The organism is Streptomyces sp. NPDC050636, from assembly GCF_040654775.1.
Taxonomy (GTDB): domain Bacteria; phylum Actinomycetota; class Actinomycetes; order Streptomycetales; family Streptomycetaceae; genus Streptomyces.
Window position 1 is genome coordinate 1 of the sequence record NZ_JBFAIP010000150.1, and the last position, 10,718, is coordinate 10,718.

9 protein-coding genes and 1 pseudogene are annotated in these 10,718 nt (G+C 69.9%); 4 read left to right on the forward strand and 6 right to left on the reverse strand.

Features of this window, described 5'->3' with window-relative positions; all coding sequences use genetic code 11:
- Window positions 1-95, reverse strand: a pseudogene (locus AB0I10_RS38495) (ABC transporter permease); the annotation flags it as partial.
- Between the two features lie 25 nt (window positions 96-120).
- Window positions 121-1,521 carry a PLP-dependent aminotransferase family protein gene (locus tag AB0I10_RS38500; protein WP_363157404.1) on the reverse strand — a complete coding sequence of 467 codons (1,401 nt, stop codon included), beginning with the start codon at window positions 1,519-1,521 and terminating at the stop codon, window positions 121-123.
- Between AB0I10_RS38500 and AB0I10_RS38505 the strand changes: the two genes are divergently transcribed.
- Both AB0I10_RS38505 and AB0I10_RS38510 read left to right on the forward strand, forming a co-directional pair.
- Window positions 1,520-2,758 (forward strand): aminotransferase class V-fold PLP-dependent enzyme, encoded by a 1,239-nt coding sequence (locus AB0I10_RS38505; RefSeq protein ID WP_363157405.1) that lies wholly within the window; start codon window positions 1,520-1,522, stop codon window positions 2,756-2,758. The genes AB0I10_RS38500 and AB0I10_RS38505 overlap by 2 nt on opposite strands.
- Window positions 2,755-4,089 (forward strand): MFS transporter, encoded by a 1,335-nt coding sequence (locus AB0I10_RS38510; RefSeq protein ID WP_363157406.1) that lies wholly within the window; start codon window positions 2,755-2,757, stop codon window positions 4,087-4,089. Before AB0I10_RS38505 ends, AB0I10_RS38510 begins: the two co-directional genes overlap by 4 nt.
- A gap of 295 nt (window positions 4,090-4,384) precedes the next feature.
- On the opposite strand, the gene AB0I10_RS38515 is transcribed toward AB0I10_RS38510, so the two are convergent.
- Entirely contained in the window at window positions 4,385-5,308 is a 924-nt protein-coding gene (locus AB0I10_RS38515) for a hypothetical protein (RefSeq protein WP_363157407.1), read from the reverse strand.
- A 110-nt stretch (window positions 5,309-5,418) separates the two neighbouring features.
- On the reverse strand, window positions 5,419-6,174 hold the full coding sequence (locus AB0I10_RS38520) for a helix-turn-helix domain-containing protein (RefSeq protein ID WP_363157412.1): 756 nt from the start codon (window positions 6,172-6,174) through the stop codon (window positions 5,419-5,421).
- Between the two features lie 261 nt (window positions 6,175-6,435).
- Between AB0I10_RS38520 and AB0I10_RS38525 the strand changes: the two genes are divergently transcribed.
- Together AB0I10_RS38525 and AB0I10_RS38530 are read left to right on the forward strand one after the other, a co-directional pair.
- The gene (locus tag AB0I10_RS38525) at window positions 6,436-7,098 is read left to right on the forward strand and encodes a DUF4097 family beta strand repeat-containing protein (protein ID WP_363157408.1); all 663 of its coding nucleotides are present in this window, start codon (window positions 6,436-6,438) and stop codon (window positions 7,096-7,098) included.
- Window positions 7,099-7,436: 338 nt separating this feature from the next.
- Window positions 7,437-8,576 carry a serine hydrolase domain-containing protein gene (locus AB0I10_RS38530; protein ID WP_363157409.1) on the forward strand — a complete coding sequence of 380 codons (1,140 nt, stop codon included), beginning with the start codon at window positions 7,437-7,439 and terminating at the stop codon, window positions 8,574-8,576.
- 140 nt (window positions 8,577-8,716) lie between these two features.
- On the opposite strand, the gene AB0I10_RS38535 is transcribed toward AB0I10_RS38530, so the two are convergent.
- Together AB0I10_RS38535 and AB0I10_RS38540 are read right to left on the reverse strand one after the other, a co-directional pair.
- On the reverse strand, window positions 8,717-9,286 hold the full coding sequence (locus AB0I10_RS38535) for a hypothetical protein (protein WP_363157410.1): 570 nt from the start codon (window positions 9,284-9,286) through the stop codon (window positions 8,717-8,719).
- Window positions 9,283-10,404: an ROK family glucokinase gene (locus AB0I10_RS38540; RefSeq protein WP_363157411.1), complete on the reverse strand. Its 1,122-nt coding sequence runs from the start codon at window positions 10,402-10,404 to the stop codon at window positions 9,283-9,285. Before AB0I10_RS38540 ends, AB0I10_RS38535 begins: the two co-directional genes overlap by 4 nt.
- Window positions 10,405-10,718: the final 314 nt, after the last annotated feature.

The following is a 10,718-nucleotide window of genomic DNA, read 5'->3' on the forward strand; positions in this document are numbered from 1 at the left end:
AGGACTCCGTACCGCCGCTCGAAGCCGGTCGCGATGGCCTGCCCGGTGAAGGCCGTGGACATGACGGCCAGCGCGAGGATGCCCGGCGTCAGGAACCGCGAACGGTGGGGCCCTTCGACATCAGCCCAGGGCGGCGCCCAGCCGACGTACCCCCTCGGTCAGTTCGGCGTGGTCGGCGGTGGCGGCGAACCCGATCCGCAGGTGAGCCGCCGGCGGCTCGGTGGCGAAGTAGCGGCTGCCGGCGCTCACGGCGACGCCGCGTTGCCGGGCGGCGTTGGTCAGGACGGTCTCGTCCACGCCCGGCGGCAGGCGGACCCACAGGTGCAGTCCGCCCGTGGGCAGCCCGGTCAGGGTCACACCGGGGATCTCCTGGGTGATCGCGGCGGCCAGCACGGCGCACCGTTCCCTGAGCGATGTGCCGAGGGACCGGACGTGCCGGTCCCAGGACGGGGAGCTGAGCACCTCCAGCGCGGCCTCCTGGAGCGGGCGGGTGACGAAGAAGTCGTCGACCAGGCGTACCGCTCGCATGCGTTCCATCACCGGTCCGCGGGCCACCAGTGCCCCGATCCGCAGGCTCGGGGCGGCGGGCTTGGTGAGTGAGGTGACGTGCACGACCGTGCCGTCGCGGTCCTCGGCGACCAGCGGCCGCGGCACGGCGCCGCCGTGTCCCAGGTGCCGCGCGAAGTCGTCCTCGATCACGAAGGCGCCCGAGGCGCGCGCCACATCGAGGACCTGGCGGCGACGTTCGGGCGCCAGCACGGTGCCGGTCGGGTTCTGGAACGTCGGCTGGCAGTACAGGAGCCGTGCGCCGGTCATCGCGAACGCGTCGGCCAGCAGGTCGGGCCGCAGGCCGTCGGCGTCGAGCGGCACCGGCACCGGCCGCAGCCCCGCGGCGCGGGCGGCGGCCAGGGCACGGGGATAGGTGGGGGACTCCACCAGGACCGGGCTGCCGGGCCCGGCGATGGCCCGGAACGCGATCGACAGAGCGCTCTGCCCGCCGGCGGTGATCAGCACGTCCTCCGGTGCCACACTGCCGCCGATGATCTGGGCGAACACGGTGCGCAGCGCCATGAGGCCGCCGGCCGGGGCACGGTCCCAGGCGTCCGGACGGCGTGCCGCCCGTGCCAGCGCCGCGCTCAGGGCCCGGGTGGGCTGGAGCGAGCGGTGCACGTAACCGCCGTCCAGGGCGATCGTCCCGGCCGGTGGGGGTCCGAGCGGGTCGGCGATCAGGCGGGTGTCGACGGCTCGATCGGTGAGGGCGACCGTCTGCCAGGCCGTGTCGGTGGCCGTGGCTCCGTCGTGGAGCCGGGTGCGCTGCGCAACGTAGGTCCCACTCCCCGGACGGGTCACCACCGCGCCCTCGGCAGCGAGGACGGCGATGGCCCGCGCCACGGTCGCCGGGCCGACCCGGTACTCCTTGATCAGCTCCCGGCTGCTCGGCAGCCGGTCGCCGGGCGACAGCCGGGCGAGCAGCGTACGAAGGCTGTCGGCCAACTCACCGGAAGTGCTACTGTCATTCATGACAGACAATAGTAGCGCTTCTGAATCTGGCCGGGAAGCACTTCAGCTGGACGTGGCCGCTCTGCGGGCCGAGACCCCGGGGTGCAGGAAGGTCATCCACTTCAACAACGCGGGCTGCGGGCTCCTCGCCGCCCCCGTCCTCGACTCGATGGTCAGCCATCTGAACCTTGAGGCGCGGATCGGTGGTTACGAGGCTTCGGCCGCCCGGGCCGCCGAAGTCCGGGCGTTCCACACGGAGATCGCCGCCCTCATCAACACCACGCCCGACAACATCGCCTTCGCGGGCAGCGCCACCCACGCCTACGCCAACGCCCTGTCCTCGATCCCGTTCGAGGCCGACGACGTCATCCTCACCACCCGCGACGACTTCGTCTCCAACCAGATCGCCTTTCTGTCCCTGCGCAAGCGATTCGGCGTACGGATCGTCCACGCGCCCAACACCCCGGAGGGCGGGGTGGATGTGGCGGCGATGGCCACGCTGATGCGGACCCACCGCCCCCGCCTGGTGTCCGCCACCCATGTCCCCACCAACTCGGGCCTGGTCTCGCCCGTCGCCGAAATCGGCCGCCACTGCCGGGAGTTGGACCTGCTCTACCTGGTCGACGCCTGCCAGTCGGTGGGCCAGTTCGTCATCGACGTGGCGGAGATCGGCTGCGACCTCCTCACCGCCACCTGCCGCAAATTCCTCCGCGGCCCGCGCGGCTCCGGATTCCTGTACGTCTCCGATCGCGTCCTGCGTGCGGGCTACGAACCGCTGTTCATCGACATGCACGGCGCCCGCTGGACCGAGCCGGGCGGCTACGAGCCCGTAGGGACGGCGGCCCGGTACGAGGAGTGGGAGTTCCCGTACGCCACGGTGCTCGGCAGCGCCGCCGCGACGCGCTATGCCCGCAAGGTCGGCATCGAGGCGATCGAGCAGCGCACCCCGGCGCTCGCCGCCCGGCTGCGTGACCGGCTCGCACCGATCCCTGGTGTACGCCTGCTCGACCGCGGCCCGCGGCTGGCCGCGCTCGTCACCTTCGGGGTGGAGGGCTGGCAGCCGCAGCCGTTCAAGACCGCCCTGGACGCCCGCGGCATCAACTCGGCACTCAGTTTCCGGGAGTTCGCCCAGTTCGACTTCGCGGACAAGGACGTCGCATGGTGTCTGCGCCTGTCGCCGCACTACTACAACACCGAGGAGGAGGTGGACCACGTCGCCGACGCGGTCGCGGACCTCGTCGGCCAGGGGCAGCGATGACCGCCACAGAGACGCGCACCCCGGCGCCGTACTCCGAGAGCCTCTGGCGCAACGGCGACTTCCTCAGATTCTGGCTCGGCGAGACGCTGTCGCTCCTCGGCACCCAGGTCACGAACCTCGCCCTGCCGCTGACCGCGATCACCGCCTTCGGCGCCACCGACGAGCAGGTCGGCGTCCTGCGCTTCCTGCAGCTCGTCCCGTACCTCGGGCTCGCCCTGGTCTTCGGGGTGTGGGTGGACCGGGCACGGCGGCAGCGGATCATGCTCGGCGCCAACCTCGTCCGGATGGTCCTGCTGGCCCTCGTGCCCGTCCTGTACTGGACGGACGCCCTCAGCATGGCCTCGCTCCTGGTGATCGCCTGCGCGGTCGGCGTCGCCTCGGTGCTCTTCGACGTGAGCTGGATGTCGTACGTGCCCACCCTGGTGCGCGACCCCCGGCACTACGTCGAAGCCGGCGCCAAGATGGGGATCAGCTCGTCGGCGGCCGATGTGGCGGGACCCGGACTCGCCGGTGTCCTGGTCGGCGCCCTGACCGCACCCGTGGCGCTGATCGTCGACGCGTTCTCCTACCTGGTGTCCCTGGTCTCGCTGCTGCTCATCCGCACCCCTGAGCCGCGCCCCCAACCTCCGGCTGCACGAAGGCACTTGCCGACCGAACTCCGGGACGGCCTGCGCTGGGTGCTGAAGAACCCGGTCCTGCGGTCGCTGGCCATGATCGGATTCTGCTGCAACTTCTCCATGGTCACCGTATGGACGATGTTCCTGCTGTACGGAACACGCGATCTGCACCTGGACTCGACGACCCTCGGAGGCATCTTCGCCACCGCCTCCGTGGGCGGACTGATCGGCGCGGCGATATCCCGCAAGGTCATCCGGCGCTTCCGCCTCGGCCTCGTCTACCTCGTCGCGCAGTCGGCCCTCCTCATCGGCCCGACGCTGATCGTCCTGGCCACCGGCCCCCGGCCCGTGATGATCGGGATGTTCGTCCTCTCCTTCTTCACCACCTACCTCGGGCTCGGCATCGCCGGCGTCATCATCGTCAGCCTGCGCCAGGCCAGTACCCCGCAGTCGATGATGGGCCGGATGACGGCGGTCTTCCGCACCCTGCTGTTCGGCGGCGGGGCACTCGGCGGCCTGTCCGCGGGCCTGCTGTCCGGCCGCATCGGCGCCCATGGCGCGCTGACCGCGGCGGCCATCGGGTCCGCCGCCGTACTGATCGCGCTCGCCCTGTCCCCGGTCAGCCGGCTCACCGGCCTGCCGACGGCGCCGGAGGAACCCGCCGCGGCGCCCGCGGACGGAGAGCCCGCAGACCCCAACCGAGACGGGAACTGAGACGGCGAACGCCGATGGGCCCCACCTGAACGGTGGGGCCCATCGGGTGCCCTGACGGGCGAATGCGGAGGATACGAGATTCGCACTCGTGAGGGGTCGCCCCCAACACGCTTTCCAAATGTTGGTCTGGGCTGGGGATTCGGTGGTGTGCGGGAACGTTTTGACCTGCGGTGGAGCGAGGCGCCGCGTGCGTGATTGACGGTGCTGAACGAGGGCGAACGAGACCGGAACCGAGACCAAGCCGGGGCTGTTCTGCCTGCTCAGGGGCCGAGTGCGCGACAGGCTTCGGCTTGCACTAGAGCGGGAGTCGGTAGCTGCACCAGTGACCGGTGATCTGCAGGGCCATCGACTTCAGCGAGCGGGCGACCACCGGGTCGTCGAGTTCCCGGACTTCGAGCACGGTGACATGTGGGTGGTCACGGCGCAGCTGGGCGATGAGTTCGGTCAGCAGGACGGTCAGCTGCTCATGGTCCACGTCCTTCCGGTGGAGGACCCCTTCGACGAAGGCTGCATCTCCCGCGATCACTGCGGTGACCTGGGCCGACAGCTCTCCTTGGGGAGTGAGCAGGTCCAGTGTCACGAGCGGCAGCGGCCCGTCGTCAAGCCGCTCCGCGACCTCTTCACGGCTTGCTGCATGCTCCGTGACCTCCGCGTGGAACGTGGCGTACGCCGAGAGCAAGGTGTCACCGGGCGGCTGCGGCATGCGGCGGGTGGTCACGCTGGGCAGCCCGGCAGGGGCCCGCCAGTCAGTCAGCGGGGCCGTCGTCGTCCAGTGGCGGCCCAGCTCCTCGGCCGACGAGGCGCCCAGCTCGGCCGCGGCCCGCGCATCGAGCGCGCCTTCGGTGTCGGTCCACACCAGGGCGGTGTACCGGGCATCCCGAGCATGCTCGGCGGCGCCCCGGAGGAGACGCACCAGCGTGTCGGTCTCTTCCCTGGTTGGCTCGCGCAGGACGCTGTGGCCGGAGGTGATGCGCTCCCTCTCCCGCGAGACGAGCAGCCACTGGACGAACGCAGTTGTCTCGTCGTCGACGGCGGCGTAGACCTCCGCCCAGCCAAGGAGGACGCCGTCTCGCCGTGCGACGACGGTGCACGCCGGCGCCTCGACATCCGCTCGGTCGTCATCGGGCTCCGGCGACGAAACGGGCAGCCCCGCGTACACCTCATCGGCCAGCCGGACACCCACAGCCGGGTCGTAGTCGTACTCCACAGAGATGCCCATCCCGTGCCTTTCTCGCGCCCCAGGTTTTCCGGTCTCCCAGGCTGCCTGATGCTCCTCGGCAGTTTCGAGACCCGGTTCCGTGCTCGGTTCGGCCGGCCGGCTTCGACTTTCTATGCGCGATCTGCACGTGGCGTGGCGGTGCCGTCTGGGGTCGTTTCGGTTCTGGTGTACAGGACCTCGCGGCCCTGCTCCGCGGCGCGGATGAGCCCTTCGCTGACGAAGTTGAGGAAGCGGGCGGCGTTCTCAAGGCGGGTGGCGGCCGGGGTGCCGCGGCCGAGGATGCCGACGCCCTGCCGTGCGGTCTCGATGAACTGGTCGTTGGCCCGGGCACTGCGGATCATCGACTGGTACCAGAGGTCGTCGTCGACGACGTAGCGCTCGCGGCGGCGCTCGTCGCGTTCCCGGCGGACGAGGTCCAGGCCCTCAAGGAACGTGATCGCTTTGGAGATGGACGCCGGGCTGACCTGGAGGCGCTGGGCGAGTTCGGAGGCGGTGAGGCTGCCGGTGTCGGTGGTGTAGAGGCAGCCCAGCACCCGGGCCATCATCTTGGGCAGGCCCGAGGTCATGAAGACGGTGGTGAGGGTCTCCTGGTAGTCGCGCACGGCCTCGGCGTCGCGTCCGTACGGTTGCGGGAGCGCCTGCGACCCCAGGGGCGCGGCCTGCCTGCGCTGGTGGGTGCGCTGCTGGGTGGCGCGGTGGGCCAGGTCGGCGCGGTAGCCGGTGGGGCCGCCGTTCCGCGTCACCTCACGCGTGATCGTGGAGGTCGGACGGTCGAGACGGCGGGCGATCTCGGCGTAGGCCAGGCCGTCGGCCAGCCCACCCGCGATCTGCTGGCGCTCCTGCTGGGTGAGTCTGCCTCCCGGCATCACGACCCCCTTCATGCCCACGGGTTCTCCGTGCTGCTGTTCGGTGTTCCATTGACGCTCCACCATAGCGTTCATCTTCATTGCATTGCAACGGCCGACTGTTCCATCGTTGCGTTAAGCGAGAGGGCGTTGCAATGATTATTGCGCCCTTACCTGCATAGATGCTGCCACTAAGCAAAGATCTCGTTGCATGAATCTGGAAAGCAACGTAGCGTTTCCATTGTTCGGAAACAACGAGCCGCAAACTTAAGGGAGAGCACAATGCAGAAGTTCGACACCCCCGCCCCGATCTCCGCCGTCCTGGACATCCCCGCGGGACGCGTCCAGTTCATCGCCGCAGACCGGGCCGACACCGCGGTCGAGGTCCTGCCTGCGAACGCCTCGAAGGGCCGCGACGTGAAGGCAGCGGAGCAGGCCACGGTCGAATACGCCGACGGAGTCCTGCGGATCGGGAATTCGGCGAAGAACCAGTACTTCGGCCCCTCCGGATCCATCGAGGTGACGGTCAAGCTGCCCGCCGGTTCCCGGGTCGAGGCCAAGGCGGCCAGCGCCGAACTCAGGACCGTCGGCCGCCTCGGCGACGTCGCTTTCGAAGGCGCCTACAGTCAGATCAAGCTGGACGAGGCTGCGAGCGTCCGTCTCACTGCGGTCGACGGCGACGTCGAGGTCGGCCGGCTAGGCGGGGCCGCGGAGATCAGCACCACAAGGGGCGACATCCGGATCGCCGAAGCCATGGGCGGCACGGTCGTGCTCAGCACCCAGTCCGGCGACATCACGGTCGGCGCCGCCGCCGGCGTGTCGGCTGCCCTGGACGCCGGCACCGGCCACGGCCGCATCAGCAACGCCCTCAAGAACGACGGCACCGCCGATCTCGACATCCGCGCCACCACCTCCCACGGCGACATCACCGCCCGCAGCCTCTGACCCGCTCCCTCCAAAGGAGCACCCCTCAACACCAACCCGGCCATCGGGGCGAACGGGCTGCGCACGTCCTACGGCGACAAGACCGTCTCCGGTGCCCCCGAGATCACGGGCAGATGCAACCGGACCCCGACCACCACGGGCCCACCGGGCCGAACTCGCGAACGCCATGGATGCCGCGCCGGGAGGCATCCCGCACAGCGAACGCAGCACGGCCACCGCCCGGGAGCGCTCGCCCGCTCACGCCCATGCCCTCGGCGGCCGGCACCACCACATCGCCGCCCTGGGCAGCCACACCCTCACCGCAACAACCACCCACACAACCCATAAGGAGCACAGTCATGTCCCTCACCCTCACCGAGCAGGATCGCCCGGAGCTGCAGAAGGCCATCGAGGAGATCGTCGATTCCGGGTTCGCCGGGGTGCAACTGCGCGTGAACGATGAGCAGGGCGAGTGGGTCGGCAGCGCCGGGGTGCGCAAGCTGGGCGAGAGCGCCAAGCCGCCGACCAACGGGCACTTCCGGATCGGCAGCACCACGAAGACCTTCACCGCGACCGTGGTGCTGCAACTGGTGGCCGAGGGCAAGATCGGGCTGGACAGCCCGGCGGATGACTACCTGCCCCGGTTCGGGCTGGACCGGCGGATCACGGTGCGGATGCTGCTGCAGCACACCAGCGGGCTGTTCAACTACACCGGCGAGTACTACGACGACGGAACGGTCGCGCCGGGGATCCCCTGGCAGGGCCAGGAGTACGTGGACAACCAGTTCCACACCTACCAGCCGGAGGAGCTGGTACGGCTGGCGCTGTCAAAGCCGGCGCGGTTTGAGCCGGGGGCGGACTGGAGCTACTCCAACACCAACTACGTGCTGGCCAAGTTGCTGATCGAGGAGGTCACCGGCCGCTCGTTGGCCGAGGAGATACAGCGGCTGATCCTGCAGCCGCTGGGAATGTCGGACACCGTGGTGCCGGGCGCCTCGCCGGAGATCCCCGAGCCGCACGCTCACGGCTACTACCGGTACGAGCACACCGGCCAGTGGAAGGTGGTCGACGTCACCCGCTTCAACGTCTCCTGGATTTCCGCCGCCGGTGACATGATCTCGACCACCGAGGATCTCCACACGTTCTTCTCCGCGCTGATGAGCGGGAAGCTCCTGCCGGACCCGCTGCTGGCCGAGATGCGCACGCCGCACCCCAAGCTCGGCTACGGCCTGGGGTTGTTCGTGGAGGAGACGGACGGCGGCGGCACCATCCTCAACCACAACGGCGGCTTTTTCGGTTGGGCGGCGCTGATGTACAGCACGCCCGACGGCAGTAAAACCCTGACCGCCTCCCTCACCACCGGGGACGCCGAGCTCGACTTCGCCGCCACAGCCCAGGCGTTCCAGAAGGCGCAGCAGAGGCTCGTCAACGAGGTCTTCTGCGGCGGGCGGGCCAAATCGGCTGACGAGGCGGCCGATCCGACTCAGCCGACGGGCTGAGCACCTCGGACCCGTACGCCTTGAAGGCGGACTCCGTGCGGCCGTGCCTCAGGCAGAGCGCGAACCGGACGCCCCCTGGACGGGCGTGACAACGGGCGTCAGAACTCGGCGGGCTGGACGGTACTCAGCCGCCCAGGCGGTCAGAATTTCACCGTCGAGACGGTGTAGACGACGGGGTGACCGGGCTCGTCGAAGCTGACCATGATCTGCTGGGCGGGCTGCGGCGCCTTCATCGCGGCCGTCGTACCGGCCCACGGCTGGTCGGCGCTGAAGTCCCAGCCGACCTTCGCCGCCTGGCCGGGCAGGATGGTGATCTTGTCCTTCTTGAGGGCGGCGGTGCTGCTGCCGACGGACTTCAGATAGTGGTCGAGACCCCAGTCGTTGGTCCGGAACTGCACGAACAGCGAGCTGGTCTGCCAGGAGTTGGTCTCGTAGTAGTAGACCGGGGTGGAGCCGATCGGCACCGGGACGTTGTAGATCCGCTGCTGGACCCGGGAGGGGAAGGCATTGGTCAGGCCGGTGGCGGCGGCCTCCTGTTCCTTGCCCTCGCCGCTGTCGCGGCTCTGCTCGGCGGAGATCACGATGTAGCCGGCCGGGATCGCGATCAGCAGGAAAATGATCAGCGCGGACAGCCAGGTGCGACCGCGCTTGGCGCGGGGCGGCGCGGCGGGCTGGTGGTGGTCGTTCATCAGCGGGTCCGGTTCGGTCATCGTCGGCCGGCCTTTTCGTAGCGCTCATAACGCTCGACGCGGCGTCGGTTGGCGCGCCGGAAGCGGCGGGCGACCAGGCGCGCGAGGTCGGCGGCGCCCACCATGCCCGCCTCGGGGCCCAGCTGGGCCTTGGCGATACGGGCCTCGGGACGGTAGCCGCGGCCGGTGAGATGGCGCCGGAAGGCGTCCCGAGCAGGGCCGATCAGCAGGTCGTCGGCGGCGCTGACGCCACCGCCGATCACGAAGCAGGAGGGGTCGAGGGCGGCGGCGAGGTTGGCGATACCGACGCCGAGCCACTGGCCGATGTCCTCAAGGAGTTCGACGCACATCGCGTCGCCTTCCCGGGCCAGCTCGGTGATCAGCGGTCCGGTGATGTCGCCGACCCGTCCGCCGACCCGGTCGATGATGTTGTACGCGACCGGAGAGTCGGCGGCGGCCAGCTCGCGGGCCTCGCGTACGAGGGCGTTGCCGGAGCTGTACTGCTCCCAGCAGCCGCGGTTGCCGCAAGGGCAGCGGTGTCCCCCGGGCACGACCTGCATATGGCCGAACTCGCCGGCCACGCCGTACTTGCCGCGCTTGACGGCGCCGTCCTCCAGGATCGCGCCGCCGATCCCCGTACCGAGGGTGATCATGACGAGGTGGTCCTCACCGCGTCCGGCGCCGAACCGCCACTCCGCCCAGGCGGCGGTGTTGGCGTCGTTGTCGACCATGACGGGGACGGCCAGACGGCCGGCGAGGCGGTCGCGCAGCGGTTCGTTGCGCCAGTTCAGATGCGGGGCGAAGAGGACCTTGGAACGGTCCGCGTCGACCCAGCCGGCCGCGCCGATGCCCACCGCGTGCACGTCGTGCCGGTCGGAGAGGTCGAGCACCAGCTCGGTGATGGTGTCCTCGACGACCTTGGGGCTCTTGGACTTGTCCGGCGTCTCGGTGCGGACCTTCTCCAGGATGTTGCCGTCGGCGTCGACCACACCCGCCATGACCTTGGTGCCGCCGATGTCGATGCCGACGGTGGGCACGCGGGGCGCGGTCAGATGCGAGCGCCGCTCACGGGTGCCGACCGTACGCAGCACGGTGGCCCTCGCGGACCCTCGGTGGACCCGTTCCCGGTACATACTCATCGACCCACCCCTTTCCCGCGACGTTCTCCGTTTCGGATGCCGTTACTCCCCCACTGCCTAGAGGGCGTGGGAGGTGCCCCCATGCGGCGGCTGCGTGCTCGCAAGAGTCGTCTCGTCCCTGCGGGTCTCAGGAGGCCGGGGCCTCGGCGTGCGTCATCCAATGCGATGGCGTGCATCGTTTCGGTGCGATTGTGCATCACTCGCGCCGTCCGGCGCACCGCGACGTGGGGAAACGCGCCCCTGCTTCTTGAACTTCTGCCCCTGGGAAAGGCCGGGGGTGTCCGGGGGAATGATGAAGGAGGCGTGGCCCTTGG